General features: G+C 71.4%; 19 protein-coding genes and 1 tRNA gene. 12 read left to right on the top strand and 8 right to left on the bottom strand.

The genetic code is table 11. The features are described 5' to 3' along the window. Nucleotides 1–1,308 (bottom strand): homoserine dehydrogenase, encoded by a 1,308-nt coding sequence (locus tag RBR11_RS00225; RefSeq protein WP_308487279.1) that lies wholly within the window; start codon nt 1,306–1,308, stop codon nt 1–3. After that, on the bottom strand, nt 1,305–2,750 hold the full coding sequence (gene lysA, locus RBR11_RS00220) for a diaminopimelate decarboxylase (protein ID WP_308487278.1): 1,446 nt from the start codon (nt 2,748–2,750) through the stop codon (nt 1,305–1,307). The genes RBR11_RS00225 and lysA overlap by 4 nt, the downstream gene beginning before the upstream one ends. A 179-nt stretch (nt 2,751–2,929) precedes the next feature. Here lysA and RBR11_RS00215 point away from each other — a divergent pair, with 179 nt between their 5' ends. Then, nucleotides 2,930–4,003: a YhjD/YihY/BrkB family envelope integrity protein gene (locus RBR11_RS00215; protein ID WP_308487277.1), complete on the top strand. Its 1,074-nt coding sequence runs from the start codon at nt 2,930–2,932 to the stop codon at nt 4,001–4,003. Between the two features lie 134 nt (nt 4,004–4,137). Here the strand turns inward: RBR11_RS00215 and RBR11_RS00210 are convergent, their stop codons facing one another. The 3 genes from RBR11_RS00210 to RBR11_RS00200 all read right to left on the bottom strand — a co-directional run bounded on the left by RBR11_RS00210 (nt 4,138) and on the right by RBR11_RS00200 (nt 7,746). After that, on the bottom strand, nt 4,138–4,998 hold the full coding sequence (locus RBR11_RS00210) for an LmeA family phospholipid-binding protein (RefSeq protein WP_308487276.1): 861 nt from the start codon (nt 4,996–4,998) through the stop codon (nt 4,138–4,140). A 1-nt stretch (nt 4,999) separates the two neighbouring features. Further along, nucleotides 5,000–6,667: an arginine--tRNA ligase gene (gene argS / locus RBR11_RS00205; RefSeq protein ID WP_308487275.1), complete on the bottom strand. Its 1,668-nt coding sequence runs from the start codon at nt 6,665–6,667 to the stop codon at nt 5,000–5,002. Between the two features lie 92 nt (nt 6,668–6,759). Further along, on the bottom strand, nt 6,760–7,746 hold the full coding sequence (locus RBR11_RS00200; protein ID WP_308487274.1) for an N-acetylglucosamine kinase: 987 nt from the start codon (nt 7,744–7,746) through the stop codon (nt 6,760–6,762). A gap of 119 nt (nt 7,747–7,865) precedes the next feature. On the opposite strand from RBR11_RS00200, the gene RBR11_RS00195 reads away from it, so the two are divergent. The 7 genes from RBR11_RS00195 (at nt 7,866) to RBR11_RS00165 (ending at nt 13,873) form a co-directional block, all read left to right on the top strand. After that, complete coding sequence (locus tag RBR11_RS00195) at nt 7,866–8,798, top strand: MurR/RpiR family transcriptional regulator (RefSeq protein WP_308487273.1); 933 nt, start codon at nt 7,866–7,868, stop codon at nt 8,796–8,798. Then, entirely contained in the window at nt 8,795–9,547 is a 753-nt protein-coding gene (locus tag RBR11_RS00190; RefSeq protein ID WP_308487272.1) for an SIS domain-containing protein, read from the top strand. Before RBR11_RS00195 ends, RBR11_RS00190 begins: the two co-directional genes overlap by 4 nt. Before the next feature lie 56 nt (nt 9,548–9,603). Continuing rightward, complete coding sequence (gene ngcE / locus RBR11_RS00185; protein WP_308487271.1) at nt 9,604–11,019, top strand: N-acetylglucosamine/diacetylchitobiose ABC transporter substrate-binding protein; 1,416 nt, start codon at nt 9,604–9,606, stop codon at nt 11,017–11,019. A gap of 116 nt (nt 11,020–11,135) precedes the next feature. Then, nucleotides 11,136–12,041, top strand: a complete 906-nt coding sequence (locus RBR11_RS00180; protein ID WP_308487270.1) for a carbohydrate ABC transporter permease — start codon at nt 11,136–11,138, stop codon at nt 12,039–12,041. Next, nucleotides 12,038–12,940: a carbohydrate ABC transporter permease gene (locus tag RBR11_RS00175; protein ID WP_308487269.1), complete on the top strand. Its 903-nt coding sequence runs from the start codon at nt 12,038–12,040 to the stop codon at nt 12,938–12,940. Before RBR11_RS00180 ends, RBR11_RS00175 begins: the two co-directional genes overlap by 4 nt. A gap of 119 nt (nt 12,941–13,059) precedes the next feature. Then, nucleotides 13,060–13,132, top strand: a tRNA-Arg gene (locus tag RBR11_RS00170). Between the two features lie 174 nt (nt 13,133–13,306). After that, a complete protein-coding gene (locus tag RBR11_RS00165; protein ID WP_308487268.1) occupies nt 13,307–13,873 on the top strand; it encodes a hypothetical protein in 567 nt (188 codons plus the stop codon). 18 nt (nt 13,874–13,891) lie between these two features. On the opposite strand, the gene RBR11_RS00160 is transcribed toward RBR11_RS00165, so the two are convergent. From RBR11_RS00160 to RBR11_RS00150, 3 genes are all read right to left on the bottom strand, one after another. After that, nucleotides 13,892–14,287 carry a DUF1304 domain-containing protein gene (locus tag RBR11_RS00160; protein WP_308487267.1) on the bottom strand — a complete coding sequence of 132 codons (396 nt, stop codon included), beginning with the start codon at nt 14,285–14,287 and terminating at the stop codon, nt 13,892–13,894. 67 nt (nt 14,288–14,354) lie between these two features. After that, the gene (gene trmB / locus RBR11_RS00155) at nt 14,355–15,080 is read right to left on the bottom strand and encodes a tRNA (guanosine(46)-N7)-methyltransferase TrmB (RefSeq protein ID WP_308487266.1); all 726 of its coding nucleotides are present in this window, start codon (nt 15,078–15,080) and stop codon (nt 14,355–14,357) included. A gap of 83 nt (nt 15,081–15,163) precedes the next feature. Further along, nucleotides 15,164–16,012 carry a DUF3097 domain-containing protein gene (locus RBR11_RS00150; RefSeq protein ID WP_308487265.1) on the bottom strand — a complete coding sequence of 283 codons (849 nt, stop codon included), beginning with the start codon at nt 16,010–16,012 and terminating at the stop codon, nt 15,164–15,166. Nucleotides 16,013–16,170: 158 nt separating this feature from the next. On the opposite strand from RBR11_RS00150, the gene RBR11_RS00145 reads away from it, so the two are divergent. The 4 genes from RBR11_RS00145 (at nt 16,171) to RBR11_RS00130 (ending at nt 20,241) form a co-directional block, all read left to right on the top strand. After that, nucleotides 16,171–18,174 carry a TPM domain-containing protein gene (locus tag RBR11_RS00145; protein ID WP_308487264.1) on the top strand — a complete coding sequence of 668 codons (2,004 nt, stop codon included), beginning with the start codon at nt 16,171–16,173 and terminating at the stop codon, nt 18,172–18,174. Nucleotides 18,175–18,242: 68 nt separating this feature from the next. Then, nucleotides 18,243–18,986 carry a PspA/IM30 family protein gene (locus RBR11_RS00140; protein WP_308487263.1) on the top strand — a complete coding sequence of 248 codons (744 nt, stop codon included), beginning with the start codon at nt 18,243–18,245 and terminating at the stop codon, nt 18,984–18,986. Nucleotides 18,987–18,988: 2 nt separating this feature from the next. Next, complete coding sequence (locus RBR11_RS00135; protein WP_308487262.1) at nt 18,989–19,801, top strand: arginase family protein; 813 nt, start codon at nt 18,989–18,991, stop codon at nt 19,799–19,801. After that, nucleotides 19,798–20,241: a Fe-S oxidoreductase gene (locus RBR11_RS00130; RefSeq protein ID WP_308487261.1), complete on the top strand. Its 444-nt coding sequence runs from the start codon at nt 19,798–19,800 to the stop codon at nt 20,239–20,241. The genes RBR11_RS00135 and RBR11_RS00130 overlap by 4 nt, the downstream gene beginning before the upstream one ends. Nucleotides 20,242–20,256 lie beyond the last annotated feature (15 nt).

The raw sequence follows: 20,256 nt of genomic DNA, 5'->3' as shown, positions 1-20,256 counted from the left end.
TCACTCCCCCTCGACGCGCAGCACGGAGACCACGCGGGTGACCGCAGCGCTCTCGGCCAGGCGGGCGACGGTGTCGCTGAGCGCCTGCTCCGTCGCGCGGTGGGTGCCGATCACGAGGCGCGCGGTCGTGCTCGCCTCGCCGTCCTCGACGGTCTGCAGAGCGGTCGCGATCGAGACGCCGTGGTCGCTGAGGATCCCGGCAACGGTCGCCAGCACTCCGGTGACGTCGGCCACCTCGATCGTGATCTGGTAGCGCGTGGTGATGTGCCCGAACGGCGCGATCGGCAGGCTCTGCCGGGCCGACTCGCCGACGCCCACGCCGCCGGCGATGTGCCGGCGCGCGGCCGAGACCACGTCGCCGAGCACGGCCGAGGCGGTCTGCACGCCGCCCGCACCCGCGCCGTAGAACATCAGCGGGCCGGCGGCCTCGGCCTCGACGAACACGGCGTTGTTGCCGCCGTGCACGCTCGCGAGCGGGTGCTCGCGGTCGATCAGGGCCGGGTAGACGCGCACCGAGACGCCGTCGCCGGAGGCCTCGGCGAGGCGCTCGCACACGGCCAGCAGCTTGACCACGTAGCCCGCGCGGCGGGCGTCGGCGATCATGTCCGCGGTGACCGACTCGATGCCCTCGCGGTGCACGTCGTCGATCGTGACCTGGGTGTGGAAGGCGAGGCTGGCGAGGATCGCGGCCTTCTGCGCCGCGTCGTAGCCCTCCAGGTCCAGGGTTGGGTCGGCCTCGAGGTAGCCGAGCTCGGTGGCGATCCGCTGCGCCTCCTGGGCGCTCAGCCCCTGCCGGTCCATCGCGTCCAGGATGAAGTTCGTGCTGCCGTTCACGATGCCGAAGATCCGCGCGATCCGGTCGCCCGCGAGCGAGTCGCGCAGCGGCCGGATGATCGGGATCGCGGCAGCGACCGCGGCCTCGTACGACACCGACGCGCCGACCTGATCGGCCGCCTCGAAGATCTCCGCGCCGTGCGTGGCGAGCAGCGCCTTGTTGCCGGTGACCACATCGGCCCCGGAGTGCAGCGCCTGCAGCACGTAACTGCGCGCCGGCTCGATCCCGCCCATCAGCTCGATCACGATGTCCGCGCCGAGGATCAGCTCCTCGGCGTCGGTCGTGAGCAGTTCCCGGGGCAGCGGGCTGTCCCGGGGCGCGTCGGGGTCGCGGACGAGTATCCCGGCGAGCGCGAGGCGGACGCCGCTGCGCTCGGCGAGGTCGTCGGCGTGCTCGATGAGCAGGCGCGCGACCTGCGATCCCACGGATCCGGCCCCGAGCAGGGCGACGCGGAGGGTTCGGGGGTCGGTCATGCTTCTCCTTCTCCGGTGCGGGCACCGGGGGCGGCCTCCGCGGGAGCGGCGATGCCGGCGTCCCGTCCGAGGAGGTCGGCGAGGGTCTCCCCCCGCACGATCACGCGAGCCGCGCCATCGCGCACGGCGACGACCGCGGGGCGCGGAGTGTGGTTGTAGTTGCTGGCCAGCGCGTGGCAGTACGCGCCGGTCGCCGGCACCGCGAGCAGGTCGCCCGGGGTGACGTCGGAGGGGAGGTACTCGTGATCGACGACGACGTCCCCCGATTCGCAGTGCGAGCCCACGACGCGGACGAGCACCGGCTCGCCGGTCCCCTCGCGGGAGGCGATCCGCGCCGAATACTGCGATCCGTACAGCGCGGGGCGGGCGTTGTCGCTCATTCCGCCGTCGACGCTCACGTAGAGGCGGTCGCCGCGGTCGCCGAGCGACACGTCCTTGGTGGTGCCGACCTCGTACAGCGTCACGCCGGCCTGGCCGATCACGGCGCGGCCGGGCTCGAAGGCGAGCGCGGGGATCGGGATCCCGCGCACCTCGCACTCCGCCGCGACGGCGTCGACGATCGCGGTCGCGAGTTCCTCGATCGGGGTCGGGTCGTCGGCGCGGGTGTAGGCGATGCCGAAGCCGCCGCCGAGGTTCAGCAGGGGCAGCTCGCCGTCCTCGCGGAGGGCCGCGTGCAGCTCGACGATGCGCGAGGCCGACTCCGCGAATCCCGCGGATCCGAAGATCTGCGAGCCGATGTGGCAGTGCAGGCCGCGCAGGTCGAGGCTGGGGATCTCCCGGATCCGCTCGACGAGGGCGGGGGCCGCCTCGAGCGGCGTGCCGAACTTCTGGTCCTCGTGGGCGGTGGCGAGGAAGTCGTGGGTCTCGGCGTGCACGCCGCTGTTCACGCGGAGCAGCACGCGCTGGACGGCGCCGAGCCGCTCGGCGATCGCGCCGAGCCGCTCGATCTCGATCGCGCTGTCGAGCACGATCGCGCCGACGCCGACCTCGACCGCGCGCTCCAGCTCGGAGACCTTCTTGTTGTTGCCGTGGTAGCCGATCCGCGAGGGCTTGACACCCGCGGCGAGCGCGGTCTCCAGCTCGCCCCGGGTGCACACGTCGACGCGCAGCCCTTCCTGGGTCACCCAGCGGGCGACCTCGGTGCTGAGGAACGCCTTGCCGGCGTAGTAGACGCGGGCCTTCGTGCCGTGCGCGGCTGCGGCGGCGTCGAACGCGGCCTTGATCCGGGCGGCGTGTGCGCGCGCCTCCCCCTCGTCGAGCACGTACAGCGGGGTGCCGAAGCGGGCCCGCAGCTCGGAGACGCCGACGCCGCCGATGCTCAGCTCCCCGTCGGCGTCGCGCCGGGCCGAGGCGGGCCACACCCCCTCGACCAGATCGTTCGGGTCGGACGGCAGCTCCAGCCAGTCCGGGGCGAGCGCGTCGTCGGGCGATGCGGAGAGCAACGGATCACCAATCGTCGAGGTTGTCACAGGTGGGATGCCCGGCTCAGAACGGTGCCGAGTTCTGAGAATTCTAGGGCACGCGGAGTACGGGCCCTGCGGCTGTGACGCCCCGTTCCACGCCCCCGACGCTCCTCGCGTCGGCTCCCGGATCGCGGCGCCCGACTGGATACGCTCGGTGCATGGCTTCCGATGAGGCGTCCGCGGGCCGGCCCTGGCCGGCCCGCACCGTCGACGCGCTCGTGGCGCGCGCGCTGCGGCTGCGGGTCACCCGGGCATGGCTGCTCTACGCCGAGAAGCACGGCCCGATGCTCGCCGACGGGATCACCTACCGCGCGCTGTTCAGCGTGTTCGCGGCGGTGCTGCTCGGATTCTCCGCGGCGGGGCTGTGGCTGTCCGGGAATCCGCAGGCGCTCGCCGCGCTGGTCTCGGCGGTCGACGCGGCGATCCCCGGGCTGGTCGGGAGCAACGGACTCGTGGATCCGACGCTCATCCGAGCGCCGGTCGGGCTGTCGATCACGGGGGTCATCTCCGTGATCGTGCTGGTCGGGGCCGCGCTCGGCGCGATCGGATCCCTACGGATCGCGCTGCGGACCCTGGCCGGCAGACTCGCCGACGACGTGCTGTGGGTGTGGGTGCTGCTGCGCAACCTCGCACTCGCGGTCGGGATCGCGGTCGCGTTCGCTCTGTCCGCGGGGGCGAGCGTGGTCGGAGCCCTGGGCCTCGACTTCGTGGCCACGATGCTCGGCGTCGCGCACTCGCCCGGGTTGGACTGGCCCGGCCGCGTCCTGTCGGCGCTGGTCGTGTTCGCCCTCGACACCGCCATCATCGCGGGGCTCTTCACGGTGCTCTCCGGGGTGCGGGCGCGCGGGCGCACGCTGTGGGGTGGCGCGGTGCTCGGCGGATTCGGCCTGCTCGTGCTGCAGCAGCTGTCCAGCCTGTTCGTGGGCGGCGCGCGCTCGAATCCGCTGCTCGCCGCGTTCGCGGCGCTCATCGCGCTGCTGCTGTGGTTGAACCTGTCGGCCCAGGTGATCCTCCTCGCGAGCGCCTGGATCATCACCGGCGTCGAGGACGGCGAGGATCGCGCGTCCGGGCATCCCCGCTCGTTCGCGGAGCGGCGCCTGGATCGCGCGGAGCGCCTGCTCACGGCCACGCGAGCGGAGCGCGACGCCGCGAAGGCCGACCTGACGAAGCCCGACCCGGCGAAGCCCGACCCGGCGAAGCCCGACCCGGCGATGCACGACAAGACGTCCTGAGCACCCGCTTCGAACCCTGCTCGCTGGTCGCGACACGCCCTCATCCGGCCCTCCAGGCGACGATTCGCGACCAGCGAGCGAAGGGTGGAGGGGCAGAACAGCGGGCGCGGGATCAGCCCCGGGGAATGCTCGGATCAGCGGGCGGGGCAGGTGCCGTTCCGGAGGAGCTCGGGATCCGTCGTGATCGCGCTGTCGGCGGTGAACGTCGCGGCGAGCGCGCCGTCGTCCACGCGCAGGCCGCTGAGGTGCACGCCGGCGGGCAGACGGTCCGCGATGCAGACGGCCTGAGTCGCGAAGAGCGGTTTCAGCGCTCGCGCGAACGGCGATGAGTCGTCGGAGGAGTTCAGCGTGATCGCGCCGATCGTCACGGAGGTCGGGGTGAAGGTCAGCTCGCCGCCCTGCGCGCCCGGGGTGAGCGAGAGCGCGAGCGGCACGGTCGCGCCGAACAGCGTCGCCGTGCCGGTCGCCTTCACGTCCTTGCCGGTGAGGGTCACGGCGTCGATCGGCGTCGACCCCGCCGCGCTCTTCAAGGCCTTCTCGAGCTGATCCGGACCGATCCGGAACGTGCCGGTCGCACTGCCGAGCCGTCCGCCGCGGATCGGGACGCCGGTCGCCTCGACCGACACCGCGGTCGTGATCGGCCCGATCGGGACGCTCTTCGAGCTGAGCCGGATGTCGTCGAGCCGGCCCGCGACGAGCTGGGGCAGCACGATCCCGCCGACCTGCACGTCCAACTGCTGATCCGCCGGGAGCTTGAGCCCCGTGACGACCTGGGAGCGGATCTGCTGCGCGACCACGGCCCGAGCGACGAACTCGCCGCCGACGACGAGCGCGGCGAGCACGACCACGACGACGCCGAGCACCCACGGCCAGCGCGGCGCACGGCGCACGGCAGTGACCGGGGGCGCAGGGCGCGGCGGGACGGCGACGGGGTACTCGAACCCGAGGCTCCGGGGATACGGCTCGGTCGGCTGCGTGTCCTCGTCGCCGCTCATGTCACATCCGCTCCGGCGCCGACACTCCGAGCAGGCCGAGTCCGTTGCGCAGCACCTGGCCTGTGGCGTCGTTGAGCCAGAGGCGGGTGCGGTGCACGTCCTCGATCTCGTCGTCGCCCTGCGGGATCACGCGGCAGTTGTCGTACCAGCGGTGGTACAGGCCGGCGAGCTCCTCGAGGTAGCGCGCGACGCGGTGCGGCTCGCGCACCTCGGCGGCGAACGCGACGATCCGCGGGAACTCCTGCAGCGCGCCGAGCAGCGCCGACTCGGTCTCGTGCGTGAGCAGCTCGGGCGCGAACGCGGAGCGGTCCACGCCGGAGTCCGCGGCGTTGCGCGAGACGTTGTGCGTGCGGGCGTGCGCGTACTGCACGTAGAAGACCGGGTTGTCGTTCGTCCGCTTCTGCAGCAGCTCGGGGTCGAGCGACAGGGGCGAGTCGGCGGGCGAGCGCTCGAGCGAGTACCGCAGCGCATCCGTGCCGAGCCACTCGTGCAGGTCGTCCATCTCGATGATGTTGCCGGCGCGCTTGCTGAGCCGCGCCCCGCCGACCGAGACGAGCTGGCCGATGAGCACCTCGACGTCCTTGTCCGGGTCGTCGCCGGCGGCGCCCGCGAGCGCCTTCAGACGATGCACGTAACCGTGGTGATCGGCGCCGAGCAGGTAGATCTTGTGCGCGAAGCCACGATCGCCCTTGTTCAGGTAGTACGCGGCGTCGGCGGCGAAGTAGGTGTACTCGCCGTTCGAGCGCCGGATCACGCGGTCCTTGTCGTCGCCGAAATCGGTGGTGCGCACCCACACGGCGTCGTCCTCGTCGAACACGTGCCCCTGCAGGCGCAGGCGATCCACGGCCTTGTCGACGAGGCTCGGCCCGCCGTCCTCGCCCTTCGCGTGCAGGATCCGCTCGGAGAACCACACGTCGAAGACGACGTTGAACTTCGCGAGCGACTCCTGCTGCTCGGCGAGCTGGAACTGGTAGCCGAGCTCGCGCGCGACGACGAGCTGCACCTCCTCGTCGAGCGCGAGGAAGTCCTCCCGCTCGGCGATCACGCGCGCCGCGATGTCGGCGATGTAGCTGCCCGCGTAGCCGCCCTCGGGGGTCGGCTCGCCCTTGGCGGCCGCGACGATGGATCCGGCGAACCGCTCCATCTGCGCGCCGGCGTCGTTGATGTAGAACTCGCGGGCGACGGTCGCGCCGCTCGCGTCGAGGAGCCGCGCGATGGCGTCGCCGAGCGCCGCCCAGCGGGTGTGCCCGATGTGCAGCGGTCCGGTCGGGTTCGCCGAGACGAACTCGACGTTGATCGTGCGGCCGGCCTGGGAGTCGTTGCGACCGTAGGCATCGCCCGCGTCGACGATGACCTTGGCCAGAGCGCCCGCGGCTCCCGCCTCGAGGCGCACGTTGAGGAAGCCGGGGCCGGCGACCTCGGCCGAGGCGATGCCGTCCACCGCGGCGAGGCCGTCGGCGATCTGCTGGGCGAGCTCGCGCGGGTTCGCGCCGAGCTGCTTGGCCAGGCGCATCGCGATGTTCGTCGCCCAGTCGCCGTGGTCGCGGTTGCGCGGGCGCTCCAGCACGATGGCGGAGGCGTCGAGCACGAGCGGCTCGCCGGGTCGTCGCTCGTCCGCGATCGGGGCGAGGACGGACAGGATCGCGGCGGCGAGGGCTTCGGGATTCATAGACCTCCGATTCTAGGCCGCGAACCCGGTCGGCACCCGCACGAACAGGGTCCGGGCGCCCGCACGGGCGCGCCCCGGAGTCCCGCCCGCAGTCAGCCCGGCAGACCGGAGCGCAGCAGCGCGAGGTGCTCCTCGCCGACGGGCACGCCCGCGTGCCGCAGGGCGAGCATGGTCGCCCCGGCCACTCCGCTCTCCACCGTCACGACCGGGTACCGGCCCTCGGCGACGTCGAGGTGCGCGCGCAGACGGGCCTGCACCGGCCCCGGGCGGGACACGATGCTCCCACCCATCACCACGGGCCCCGATCCGTCCCGCACGAGGTCGAACGAGCCGGAGAGCAGCTCGCCGGCCCGATCCAGGATCGCGCGTGCGACGGCGTCCCCGTCCTCCGCGGCCGTGAAGACGAGAGGGGCGAGTTCGGCCAGCTGCACCGGCCGCTGCGCGTACAGGGCGCGGATGAGCCGCCCCAGCCCGCGCGGGCGTCCGTCCCGGCCCGGCCCGTCGGCGCCCTCGACCGGAACGCCGGCGGCCTCGAGCACGAGCGGTGTGAGCGCGGTGCCGGGCCCGATGCCCTCCAGCTCGTCGACGGCCGCGTGCGCGGCCCTGCGCCCGATCCAGAACCCGCTGCCGCGGTCGCCGAGCAGCCAGCCGAGCCCGTCCGCGGTCGCCACGATCCGCCCGTCCTGCACGCGCACCACGCTCGCCCCGGTGCCGCACACCACGCCGTAGCCGACCGGGGCGACCGCGCCGCTGCAGTACATCGCGAGCAGGTCGGACTCGAACGCGAGCGTGCCGCGGAATCCGCGCTGCGTCAGCGGATCCGCCAGCCACGGCGTCGCCCCGCCGTTCGAGTCGTGCCCGGCCATCGCCGCCACGATCGCGGTGACGTCGGCGAGGTCGGCTCCCGCGGCGGCGAGCGCCTGCTGCACGGCGGTGAGCACGCCGTCCGCGGCGAGCGCGATGCCGGCGGAGGTCGGGTTCCCGCTGCCGCCGCGCCCGTGGCCCAGGCAGCGTCCCTCGGCGGTCGCGAGCACCGCGCGGGTGGAGGTCCCACCCGCGTCCACACCGATCACGAGCATGTTGCGTCCTATTTGTTATCTGTCCGTCTTGACGTTTCGCCCGAGACAGGATGAGAATGTTTTTCACCCGAGCCGCGCCGATCCCCGACGCATTTTCAATGGAGGCAATGGTGCCACTCATGCAGGAAGTCGGCAACGAGTTGTCGATCACGCAGCGCATCTCGCTGCGTCGCCCTGCGATGCCCCGGGCGATGGCGAAGATCGCCGAGGTGATCCTCGCCCATCCGACGGCCCCGGTCGAGCTCACGATCACCGAGCTCGCCGACCGGGCCGGCACCTCCCCCGCCACCGTCACCCGGTTCTGCCGTGCGATCGGTTTCGACGGCTACACGCAGTTCCGCGTCGGCGTGGCCGCGGAGTCCGGCCGCGGAGACGCCGGCACCACCTGGCGCACCGACATCGCCGACGACATCAGCCAGGACGACCCCGCCGACCGGGTGCTGCTGACCCTGCTCGGCCTGCACACGCGGAGCATGGAGACCACGACGAGCCTCCTGGACCTCGACGACGTGCAGCTCGTCGCCCGGGCGATCGCGGAGAGCCGGCATGTCGACATCTACGGCGTGGGCGGCAGCGGCGTGATCGCCGAGGAGTTCCGCGGCCGGCTGTACCGGATCGGCGTGAACGCGCACTCCTGGTCGGACGTGCACGACGGGCTCACCAGCGCCGTGCTGCAGGACGGCTCCTCGGTCGCCGTCGGGATCTCGAACACGGGCAGCACCGAGGAGACCATCGAGATGCTGTCGCACGCGCGTGCGGCCGGCGCGCTCACCGTGGCGATCACGGCCCGGGCCGACTCCTGGCTGGCCTCGATCGCCGACGTCGCGTTCATCACGTCCTCGGCGAGCCCGACCGACCGCCCCGACGACCTCTCCATCAAGCACGCGCAGCTGCTCGTGATCGATCTGCTCTACGTGCTCGTGGCGCAGCGCACCCTCGGCAAGGCGGCCACCCGCCTGGCCGCGAGCGCGATGGCGGTGTCCTCGCACCGTCGCGCAACACCCTCCCCCCTCGAGCGCGGCCCCCGCCGCGAGAAGGAGTCCGCCCGATGAGCGCTTCCCCGATGGATCTGCTGCGCGAGGCCGAGTCGCGCCTCGACCGCCTGGCCGCCGACGCCGAGGCGGGCCGCCTCGACCCCGCGATCGCGCTGCTCGTCGACGGGCTCCGCGCCGGCGGCGTCATCCAGGCGTTCGGCACGGGGCACTCCGAGGCGTTCGCGATGGAGATCGCCGGACGCGCCGGCGGGCTGATCCCGACCAACCGGATCGCGCTGCGCGACATCGTGCTGCACGGGGAGCGCACCGTCGAGGTCCTCACCGGATCCCTCGAGCGCGAGCCCTGGGTGGTCGACGAGCTCATGGCGGTCTCCCCCGTCACCGAGAACGACGTGTTCGTGATCGCCTCGAACTCGGGCGTGAACGGATCCATCGTCGGCGTCGCCCTGTGGGCCAAGGAGCACGGCCACCCGGTGATCGCCGTGACGAGCCTCGAGCACACCAGCCGGGTCGAGCCGAAGCACCCGAGCGGCAAGCGGCTCAGCGAGATCGCGGACGTCGTGATCGACAACCTCGCCCCGTACGGCGACTCGACGCTCCAGGTCACCGAGGAGATCTCCGCCGGTGCGATCTCCTCGATCACGGCGGCGTTCATCGCGCAGCTGCTCACCCTCGGCGTCGCCCGCACGATGGCGGACGCCGGCGAGGTCCCGCCGATGTACATCTCGGCCAACATCCCCGGCGGCGACGAGCACAACTCGGCGCTCGAGGCCCGCTACCTGGACCGGCTCCGACGCGGCGCCTGAGCCGCCTCACAGACTCATCCTCTCCCTCACACCCTCACTAGGAAGGTAAGAATCACATGGAAACCAACGACGCTTCCATCAGCCGGCGCACGCTGCTGCGCGGCGCGGCGCTCGCGGCTGTCATGGTGCCCCTCGGTGTCAGCCTGGCGTCCTGCGCGGCTCCCGGCGGCGGCGGAGGAAACTCCGGCTCCGGCGGCGGCGCGAAGACGGCGGACAACCCGTTCGGCGTCGCGGCGAACTCGAAGGTCGACGCGGTCATCTTCAACGGCGGCTACGGCGTCGACTACGTCGAGAACGCCGCGACGATCATGGGCAAGGGCAAGAACAAGGTCACCGCGAAGGTGTCCCCGTCCACCAAGATCGCGCAGGAGCTGCAGCCCCGCTTCGTCGGCGGCAACCCGCCGGACCTCGTGGACAACTCGGGCGCCAACTCGATCGGCTGGAACACGATCCTCGACCAGCTCGAGACGCTCGACGACGTGCTCGACTCGAACAACCTCGAGGGCAAGAAGATCAGCGACACGCTGTACGCCGGCGTGAAGGCCCCTGGCACGTTCGACGGCAAGTTCAAGGCTCTGAACTACGTCATGACCGTGTACGGCCTGTGGTACTCGGACGCCCTGTTCCAGGCGAACGGCTTCAAGGTCCCGACGAGCTGGCAGGACCTGAAGGACCTGGGTGCGGCGGCCAAGGCCAAGGGCAAGTACCTCTTCGTCTGGGGCAAGGAGGCGGCGACGTACTACCAGACGTTCGTCGTCGACTCGGCGGTCATCCAGGGCGGCGACGACGTGCGCCTCCCGCTGGAGAACCTGAAGGCTGGCTGCTGGTCGCACCCGATCATCCAGAACATCCTGACGATCTTCCACGACCTCATCCAGGCCGGCTACATGAAGCCGGGCGGCGCGGGCACGCAGTTCACGCAGGCGCAGTCGCAGTGGAGCCTCGACCAGGCCGCACTGCTCTACCCCTCGGGCTCGTGGATCGAGAACGAGATGAAGTCGCAGACCGCTCCGAACTTCAAGATGATGGGCATCCCCGAGCTGCCGCTGGACACCAAGCAGACGACTCCGAAGGGCACCATGCGCGCCGAGGCCGGCGAGCCGTTCATCGTCCCCTCCAAGGCGAAGAACGCGGCGGGCGGCAAGGAGCTGCTGCGCACGATGCTGTCCAAGGAGGCGGCGACCTGGTTCACCCAGCACAAGCTCGCGCCGACGATCGTCAAGGGCACCGTGCCCGCCGACGCGTTCGGCTCGACCGCGCTGGCGTCGCAGGTGAAGATGCTCGACGGGGCCGGCGACAACGTGTTCACGATCAAGTCGTTCAACCTGTACGGCATGAACTCGGACCAGCTGCCGATCTGGAACTCGTTCCTGGCCGGCGGGATGTCCGTCGCCGAGATCACCTCCCAGCTGCAGGCGCTGACCGACAAGGTCCGCAACGACAGCTCCGTCACCAAGATCGAGATCAAGTAATGACCCTCAGCAGTCCGGGTCTCGGCGGTGAAACGGACACCGCCGCCGTGACTGCTGCTCGTGCGGGGGGCCGCAAGGCCCTCCGCATCGGGCAGCGCCGACTGACGCTCGATTATGTGTCTTTCCTACTGGTGTTCCTCGTGCTACCGGTGGCGCTGTTCGTGATCTTCGTGATCTCGCCGTTCGTCCAGGCCGTCTACTACTCGATGACGAACTGGACCGGCTTCTCGCCGAACATGAGCTTCATCGGCGTGAACAACTTCGTCAAGCTGTTCCAGGACACCACCTTCCTGCAGGCCATGGGTAACAACATCCTGCTGGCGGTCGTGCTGCCGCTGATCACGATCATCATCGCGCTCGCGTTCGCGAGCCTGATCACGGTCGGCGGCCCGTCCAGCGGTCAGGTGCGGGGCCTGAAGGGATCCAGCTTCTACCGGGTGGTGTCGTTCTTCCCGTACGTGATCCCGGCGATCGTGATCGCCATCCTGTGGAACGCGATCTACACGCCGAACGGCCTGCTGAACGGCGTGCTCGAGATCTTCGGCGTCAACATGAACAACTTCGCCTGGCTGGGCGATCAGAGCACCGCCATGGGCGCCTCGATCTTCGTGATCGTCTGGGGCATGGTCGGGTTCTACATGGTGCTGTTCATCGCGGCCATCAAGGGCATCCCCGCCGAGACCCTCGAAGCAGCGCGCATCGACGGCGCGGGACGGTTCCGCACCGTCACGTCGATCGTGCTGCCGCAGATGCGCGACAACGTGCAGACCGCATACGTCTACCTCGGCATCCTCGCGCTGGATGCCTTCGTCTACATGGCCGGCCTGAACGCGTCCGGTGGTCCGGGCAACAGCACCCTAGTGATGAGCCAGTACCTGTTCCGCACCGCGTTCGAGAAGGGCCAGTTCGGCCTCGCGAGCGCCATGGGCGTCGTGCTCGCCGCGATCACGCTGCTCTTCGCGGGCGTCGTCATCGGAATTTTCCGTCTCATCGGCGGCAAGGATGAAGGAGGACGCGCATGAGCGTGACCACGCGTGCCGAGGCCCGCACGGAGCCGAACCAGGAACAGGAGATCCGTACGACGAAGCCCACGACCAGTGACAAGGTCGTCGGCGGCGTCTCGCACGTGGTCCTGGTGATCTGGTCGATCGTCGTGATCCTGCCGCTGCTGTGGACCGTCCTCAGCTCGTTCAAGACCACGGCCGAGATCTTCAAGTCCCCGTTCGGGCTGCCCGCGAACTGGAACTTCGACAACTACGTCAAGGCCTGGGTCGGCAACAACTTCGGCCCGATGTTCCTGAACACCGTGATCGTGGTGGGCTGCGCCCTCATCCTGGTGATGCTGCTCGGCGCGATGTGCGCCTACGTGCTCGCCCGGTTCTCGATCCCCGGCAGCCGGATCATCTACTACCTGATGCTGGCGGGTCTCACCTTCCCGGTGTTCCTCGCCATCGTGCCCCTGTTCTTCATCCTGCAGGGCATGCAGCTGCTGAACACCCTCCCCGGCCTGATCATCACGTACGTCGCGTTCGCGCTCCCGTTCACGGTGTTCTTCCTGTTCTCGTTCTTCAAGTCACTGCCGTACGAGATCCAGGAGGCCGCGTACGTGGACGGCGCCGGCGAATGGCGCACGTTCTTCCAGGTCATGCTCCCGATGGCCCGGCCGGGCCTCGCCGCGGTCGCGATCATGAACTTCCTCGGCCTGTGGAACCAGTTCCTGCTGCCGATCGCGCTGAACACGAGTCAGCCGAACTACGTGCTCTCCCAGGGCATGGCGGCCTTCGCCTCCGCAGCCGGCTACCAGGTCGACTTCGGCGCCCTGTTCGCCGCGGCCATGATCACGATCGTCCCCGTGCTCATCGTCTACATCCTCTTCCAGCGCCAGCTGCAGGGGTCGGTGTCGCAGGGCACCTCGAAGTAGCACGCCGCTGCTTCTGCGACGCGCCTCCGGATCTTGGATCCGGGGGCGCGTCCGTCGTCGCGGCCCGCGCGCCGCGTGGTGAATCGGGGGCCGGATCCGATGCTAGGCTCGTTCGGTACGCCTCCGTAGCTCAGCGGATAGAGCGCCGGTTTCCGGTACCGTAGGTCGCAGGTTCGATTCCTGTCGGGGGCACGAATGCGATGAAGGGCCGCCCTCCAGGGCGGCCCTTCATCGCATCCTCACCACCCGACCGGCGAGGCTCCATTCGCCAGGAGGCTCCGCGCGCCGACCCGACAGGATCACGCGACGCGCCTCACCAACCGTCGGCGCGTGGAGGGGCGAATGGAGATGCGGGGGCATGGAGCAATGACGCAGGTGACGATCCCGGGACCCACGGTCCCTCCCGGCACGCCGGTGCATACCCGGTGGGGCTGGGTCACGGCCTACGTGCTCGTGGCAGCCGCCGTCCTGACCGCGGCGCAGCTCTGGGCGATGAGCGGGTTCATGCAGGCGTATCTCCGACAGTTGACGTTCCTGCTCACCACGATGCGGACCAGGCCGGGCACCGCCGCCCCCTCTCCCATGATCGAGATGTACTCCTCGATGATGCCGATGACGATCGCGTTCACGCTGATCGGTCTCCTGAACTGGGGGTTGCTCGCCCTCGGCGTGGTCGCGGCGTACCGCGATCACGAGGAGCTGGGCCGGCTCGGCTATCCGAAGCGCTTCCACTGGGCATGGAGTTTCCTCAACCCGGTCTATCCGATCGGACGAGCCGTCGTCGTGCACCGCCAGGCAGGGGCCGGCTGGGCGACGCTGTGGGTCGCGATCGCCGCGACCGCGGCCACCTTCCTGATCTCCATCGGCTGGTCGATGTGGCTGCTCATCACCATGTTCGACGCGATCGCGTCGATGAGCCGGATGGCGATCTGATCCGACCCGGACGCCCGCTCAGATCACCGCGACGACCAGGGCCACCACCGCGAGCAGCGGGAGCAGCCCCTGGACGGTCGCCGCGCGGAGCTTGGTGCGGTCGGACAGCACGAGCACGAGCGCCGCGGCGAGCATCATGCCGACACCGGCGAGCGTCAGCGCCCAGCCCACGACGAACCAGACGCCGGAGCCCAGCGCGACGACGACCCCGATCACGACGAGGATCGCCAGGAACAGGTTGTAGAAGCCCTGGTTGAACGCCAGCTGCTTCATCGTGCGGGCGTCCGCCTCGGTCGCGACGCCGAAGATCCGCCGGGTCGAGGTGTGCGTCCAGCGCACCGACTCGAGCACGAAGATGTACACGTGGATCAGGGCCCCGAGCCCCGCCAGCACCGCGCCGATGACGAAGAACATGGCACGATTGTGCTCCCGCCGGATCCGACCGGGAGACAGACCCGCCGGTCAGCAGGCGAAAACGCGGTCAGGCCCTCGGCACGCGCCGGTACGTGAGGTCGCGGATGTCGCGCCCCTTCGCGAGGCCCTTGCGCTCGAACGCGGTCATCACGCGCCCGTCGAAGCGCTCGGCCCACTCCCCCTCGAACGCGCGCTCGAACTCCGGCGCCCCGTCGAGCACCTCGCGCATCTGCAGCGCGTAGTCCTCCCAGTCGGTGGCGAGACGCAGCAGTCCGCCGTCGCGGATCGCGGCCCCGGCGGTGGCGCCGAACCCAGGCCGGACGAGGCGCCGCTTGGTGTGGCGCTTCTTGTGCCACGGGTCCGGGAAGAAGATCCACACCTCGCTCGCCGCGGCCTCCGGCAGGTAGGAGGAGAGCACCTCGGGCGCGTTCGCCTCGACGAGGCGCAGGTTGCGCGCGCCCGCGCGGTCGGCGTCGAGCATCGTGCGGGCGAGGCCGGCCCGGAACACCTCGACCGCGAGGAAGTCCTCGGCCGGCCGCGACGAGGCGGCGGCGACGATCGCGTGGCCCTGGCCGGAGCCGACCTCGACGATCAGCGGCGCCTCACGGCCGTACTCGGCCGCGGGGTCGAGCCGCGCCTCGGGGTGCACCGAGGTCCAGGCGACGTCCCGCGGCACGTCCAGCAGGTAGTGCGGCGCGAGCTCGGCGAACGCGCGCTCCTGCGCCTCGGACATGCGGCCGCTGCGCCGGACGAACGACACCGGCTCGTCGCGGAAGGTACGGGGTTCGGGCATCCCTCCAGGATATCCGGCGGCGGCGTCGGCTCCTGAGCCCGCCGAGGGACGCGCCCGCCCTGCACCGCGCGCGGAACGGCCGCTCATGCCCGCTCCCCCGGCTCGGTGACGAAGTCGATGAGCTCCTCGACCCGGCCGAGCAGCGCGGGCTCCAGGTCGCGGTAGGTCGTCACGCGGGACAGGATCCGCTTCCACGCGTGCGCGATGTCGGCCTGCGACTCCGCCGGCCAGCCGAACGCGCGGCAGATCCCGGTCTTCCAGTCCGTGCCGCGCGGGATCTGCGGCCATGCCCTGATCCCCATCGCGACCGGGGTCACGCACTGCCACACGTCGATGAACGGGTGCCCCACGATGCGCAGGTGCGCGCCGTGCGGCCCGCGCAGGATCTGATCGACGATGCGGGTCTCCTTGGACCCGGCGACGAGGTGGTCGACGAGGACCCCGTAACGGCGGGTGCGGCTCGGCGGCTCGGCCGCGAGCAGCTCGTCCAGCAGGTCGATGCCCTGCAGATACTCCACGACGACGCCCTCGACCCGCAGGTCGTCGCCCCACACCTTCTCCACGAGCTCGGCGTCGTGCCGGCCCTCGACGAGGATCCGGCTGGGCAGGGCCGTGCGCGCCCTGGCGTCGCCGACCGCGAAGGATCCGGAGGCGGTGCGCCGCGCGCCGCCCTGCGACGTCTTCGACGGGTGCACCAGCCGCACCGGCTCGCCGTCGATCATAAAGCCGCCGCCCAGCGGGAACAGCCGGCGCCGGCCCCGGTAGTCCTCGAGCTCGACCTGGCCGCCCTCGTTCCGGGTGACGGCGCCGCAGAAGCCGTCCACGGCGACCTCGACGACGAGGTCCTTGTCCGCGGCGACGTCGATCACCGTCTTCGCGCCGCGATCCCGCCAGCCCGCGGCGAGCACATCCGATCCGTACCTGTCGTCCATCCGCACCAGCCTAGGATCCGCCCCGCGTGCGCCGCCGCAACGGCACGACGCCGCACGCATCTTCGGTGTTCGCTATGAGCACTCCCGATCGCCTACCCGGCCCCAATCCCGCGGAATAGACTCGCAAGGGGGTCTGCCGGGACCCGGGAGGAGCGAAGATGCGAGCACGCTGGGCCGTCGTCGTCGGGGTGGTCCTGGGCGTGCTCGGCATGTCCTTCCTCGCCTCACCCGCGGTGGCCACGGCGCCCGTCACGCTCGGCTCCGGATACGTCACGGATGAGGTCGGGGCGCTGTCCTCCGCCGAGGTCACCGCGCTCGACGCGCGGCTGACCACGCTCAGCCGCACCAAGGACATGCAGCTGTTCGTCGTCTTCATCGACGCGTTCACCGACCCGGAGAACAGCCAGCAGTGGACCGAGCAGGTCGCCCGCGACAACGGGCTCGGCCGGAACCAGTATCTGCTCGCGATCGCGGTGAGCGACCGCCAGTTCTACATCTCCGCCGACAGCCGCGGCCCGGTCTCGCTGAGCCGCGTCGACGCGATCTCGGACTCGCTCGTCAACGACCTGCACGACCAGCACTGGGCCGCGGCGGTGCGCACCGCGGCCGCCGGCTTCGAGGGCGCAGGCTCCTCCGGCGGATGGGGCGTGGGCGGCATCGTGCTCGGCGGGGTCGCGGTCGTCGCGATCGTCGCCGGGGTCTGGGTGCTCTTCGCGATGCGCCGCCGCGCGGCCGCGCGCATCGCCCCGGTGACCACGGAGCAGGTCACGGATCCGCTCGACGCGATCAGCGACGAGGAGCTCGCGCAGCGGGCAGGGTCCGCGCTCGTGCACACCGACGACGCGGTCACCTCGTCCACCGAGGATCTCGGCTTCGCGATCGCCCAGTTCGGCGACAGCGCGACGAGCGTGTTCGCGGACGTCGTGTCGAAGGCCAGGGCCAAGCTGGACGAGGCGTTCGCGCTCAGGCAGAAGCTCGACGATGACGTGCCGGACACCCCGCAGCAGCGCCGGGAGTGGGATCTGCGGATCATCCAGCTGTGCGAGGAGGCCGACGCGGCGCTCGACGCGAACGTCGCGGCGTTCGACGAGCTCAGGCGGCTCGAGGAGGGCGCGGAGCAGGCGCTGCAGCAGCTCGAGGCCCACCGCGCCGACGCCGCGGCCGCCGTCGACGCCGCACCGGCCGCACTGGAGCGGCTGGTCGCGGTCTACGACGCCTCGGCGCTGCGCACGGTCGCCGACAACCCGGCTCAGGCCCGGAGCCGGCTCGAGCTCGCCGACGCCCGCATCGCCGACGCGCAGCGACTGCTCGCCGAGGACAAGCGCGGCGAGACCGCCTTCGCGATCCGCACGGCCGAGGAAGCCGTGCTGCAGGCCGGACAGCTGGCCGCCGCGATCTCGACGCTGCACGACGACCTCGGCAGGACCGAGGACCAGGCCCGCGCCCTGATGTCCGACCTGGAGCAGGACATCGCCGGCGCGTCCGCCCTGCCCGCCTCGCCCGAACTCGACGCCGTCGTCGCGGGCACCCGCGAGGCCCTCGACCAGGCGCGCACCGACCTCACCGGAACGGGCCGGCGCCCGCAGGCTGTGGTCGAGGCGCTGACCGCGGCCAACACCCGGATCGACGGCGCCGTCTCCGCGATCCGCAGCGGGCAGCAGCAGGCCGAGCGCGCGCAGCAGGTGCTGCAGCAGACGCTGGCCCAGGCGCGCGCCGAGATCACCACCGCGAACACCTACATCACGACCCGCCGCGGCGCGATCGGTGCCGATCCCCGCACCCGCGTGGCGCAGGCCTCGACCGAGTACGACCAGGCCGAGACGACCCGGCTCGCCGACCCCGGCACCGCGCTCCAGCACGCCCAGCGCGCGATCGCGCTCGCCCGGGAGGCATCGTCCCTGGCGAGCGGATCCGTCGACGGGTACGGCGTCGACCAGAGCGTCCCGAATGCGGGCGCCTGGGGCGGCGGCAACCTCGGAGACGCGATCCTCGGCGGCATCATCGGCGGGATCCTGTCCGGCGCCGGGCACTCCTCCGGCTGGGGCGCGGGCCGCAACGGCGGCGGCTGGCGGTCCAGCGGCGGCGGATTCGGCGCCTCCAGCTTCGGCGGCGGCGGCTTCGGCGGAGGCGGCGGCCGCTCCGGATCCGGCGGCCGCTTCTGAGCGGCCCCTCCCCCGCGCTCCCTCTCGACCCACGACAACTTCGAACGGAACCCTGGAAAGGACACCCCATGACCAAGCAGTCCGTCTTCGGCCGCATCTCCACCCTGGTGAAGGCCAACATCAACTCCCTCCTCGACTCCGCCGAGGACCCGCAGAAGATGATCGATCAGCTCGTCCGCGATTACACGAACAACATCGCGGACGCCGAGTCGGCGATCGCCGAGACCATCGGCAACCTGCGCCTGCTCGAGCGGGACCACCAGGAGGACGTGCAGGCCGCCGCCGAGTGGGGCAACAAGGCCCTCGCCGCGAGCCGCAAGGCCGACGACCTGCGCTCGACCGGCAACGCGGTCGACGCCGACAAGTTCGACAGCCTCGCCAAGATCGCGCTGCAGCGCCAGATCAGCTCGGAGCGCGAGGCGAAGACCGCCGAGCCGCAGATCGCGGCGCAGACCGAGGTCGTCGACAAGCTCAAGAGCGGCCTGAACACGATGAAGGACAAGCTCGAGCAGCTCAAGGCGAAGCGCAGCGAGCTGCTCGCCCGCGCCAAGGTCGCCGAGGCGCAGACCAAGGTGCAGGACGCGGTCTCGTCGATCAACGTGCTCGACCCGACCAGCGAGCTCGGCCGCTTCGAGGACAAGATCCGCCGTCAGGAGGCGATCGCCCAGGGCAAGGCCGAGATCGCCGCCTCGTCGATCGACGCGCAGTTCGAGAGCCTCGAGGATCTCGGCGAGCTCACCGAGGTCGAGGCCCGCCTCGCCGAGCTGAAGGCGGGATCCACCGCCAAGCCGCAGGAAGCTCTCGAGGGCTGATCGTGACCCGCTTCCTCGTCGTCCCGCAGTGGCAGGGCTCCCCCGCCCCGCGGGCGATGCTTCTCACCGACGGCGCCGCCGCGATCGCCGGCGACCTGCCGAGCGCGCGCACCACCGTGCTGGACGTCCCGCTGGAGGCCGGCGACGCCGAGGGCACGGGCGTGCACCGGCTGAGCAGCCTGCGTCGCACCAGGGAACTGATCGAGGAAGCCGTCTCGGCGCACGCCGAGCCGACGCTCGTGGTGGGCGGCGACTGCGGCGTGAGCGTCGCGGCGGTCGCCGCTCTGCACGGCGGGCTGGACGACGTCGCGATCGTGTGGTTCGACGCGCACCCCGACCTGCACACCCCCGAGTCGTCCGTCTCGGGCGCCTATGCGGGCATGGCGCTGCGGGCCCTGCTCGGGCACCCGTCGTTCCCGCTCGCCGCCCCCGCGGGGCTCAGCCCCGAACGCACGGTGCTCGTCGGCGCCCGCGCCGAGGAGGACGCCGAGAGCGACTTCCTGGCCTCGTCCGGGATCGTCCGACTCGACGGACTCGAGGATCTCGTCGCCCTCGCGGACGCGGTCACCGCGACCGGTGCGCGCCGCGTGTACGTGCACATCGACGTCGACGTGCTGGATCCGGCCGAGTTCGCCGGCGTCTCCTCCGCCGTGCCGTTCGGGCTGCGCGCGGCGGACGTCGTCGAGGCCCTCCGGATCCTGCGCGAGCGCGTGCCGCTGGCGGGTGCGACGATCGCAGGGTTCGCCCCGCGATCCCCCGGCGACGCCGTCGAGGACATGGGCGCGATCCTGCGCCTGATCGGCTCCCTGGCGTGAGGTCGGCCGACCTCGACGCGATCCGTGCCGAGGCGGCCGCGATCGTGGAGCGGGGTCGCCGGTTCGACGGGCGCATCCCCGCGGTGCTGCTGCGCTCCCCGATCAGCCGGATCGGCTACGCGTGGGGCTGCGCGATCGGCTGGATCTGGGGCGGGCTGTGGAGCACCGGCCCCGTGGAGCGCCGCGAGGGGCTGTGGGTGTTCCGGGGCATGCCCGCGTGGACGTTCGCCCGCGGCGGCGTGTGCGTCGGCGGCTGCTACCTCACCGGCGACGCCGTGCCGGATGAGCGCGTGCTGCGCCACGAGGCGGTGCACAAGCGGCAGTGGCTGCGCTACGGCTTCCTGATGCCGGTCCTGTACCTGTGCGCGGGGCGGGATCCGCTGCGCAACCGCTTCGAGATCGAGGCGGGTCTGGAGGACGGCCACTACCTGCCGCGGTGAGCCCGCGGTGTCCGC

The sequence above is a fragment of the Microbacterium capsulatum genome (assembly GCF_030865425.1).
Taxonomy (GTDB): Bacteria; Actinomycetota; Actinomycetes; order Actinomycetales; family Microbacteriaceae; genus Microbacterium; species Microbacterium capsulatum.
Note: the sequence above shows the minus strand (reverse complement) of the source record. Positions and strands in the feature narration are given on the sequence as shown.

Bases quoted from the DNA above. Each gene is read 5' to 3' on its own strand.
- RBR11_RS00225 (WP_308487279.1), bottom strand. From the start codon at position 1,308: ATGACCGACCCCCGAACCCTCCGCGTCGCCCTGCTCGGGGCCGGATCC.
- RBR11_RS00215 (WP_308487277.1), top strand. From the start codon at position 2,930: ATGGCTTCCGATGAGGCGTCCGCGGGCCGGCCCTGGCCGGCCCGCACC.
- RBR11_RS00210 (WP_308487276.1), bottom strand. From the start codon at position 4,998: ATGAGCGGCGACGAGGACACGCAGCCGACCGAGCCGTATCCCCGGAGC.
- argS (WP_308487275.1), bottom strand. From the start codon at position 6,667: ATGAATCCCGAAGCCCTCGCCGCCGCGATCCTGTCCGTCCTCGCCCCG.
- RBR11_RS00200 (WP_308487274.1), bottom strand. From the start codon at position 7,746: ATGCTCGTGATCGGTGTGGACGCGGGTGGGACCTCCACCCGCGCGGTG.
- RBR11_RS00195 (WP_308487273.1), top strand. From the start codon at position 7,866: ATGCAGGAAGTCGGCAACGAGTTGTCGATCACGCAGCGCATCTCGCTG.
- RBR11_RS00190 (WP_308487272.1), top strand. From the start codon at position 8,795: ATGAGCGCTTCCCCGATGGATCTGCTGCGCGAGGCCGAGTCGCGCCTC.
- ngcE (WP_308487271.1), top strand. From the start codon at position 9,604: ATGGAAACCAACGACGCTTCCATCAGCCGGCGCACGCTGCTGCGCGGC.
- RBR11_RS00175 (WP_308487269.1), top strand. From the start codon at position 12,038: ATGAGCGTGACCACGCGTGCCGAGGCCCGCACGGAGCCGAACCAGGAA.
- RBR11_RS00165 (WP_308487268.1), top strand. From the start codon at position 13,307: ATGACGCAGGTGACGATCCCGGGACCCACGGTCCCTCCCGGCACGCCG.
- RBR11_RS00160 (WP_308487267.1), bottom strand. From the start codon at position 14,287: ATGTTCTTCGTCATCGGCGCGGTGCTGGCGGGGCTCGGGGCCCTGATC.
- trmB (WP_308487266.1), bottom strand. From the start codon at position 15,080: ATGCCCGAACCCCGTACCTTCCGCGACGAGCCGGTGTCGTTCGTCCGG.
- RBR11_RS00150 (WP_308487265.1), bottom strand. From the start codon at position 16,012: ATGGACGACAGGTACGGATCGGATGTGCTCGCCGCGGGCTGGCGGGAT.
- RBR11_RS00145 (WP_308487264.1), top strand. From the start codon at position 16,171: ATGCGAGCACGCTGGGCCGTCGTCGTCGGGGTGGTCCTGGGCGTGCTC.
- RBR11_RS00140 (WP_308487263.1), top strand. From the start codon at position 18,243: ATGACCAAGCAGTCCGTCTTCGGCCGCATCTCCACCCTGGTGAAGGCC.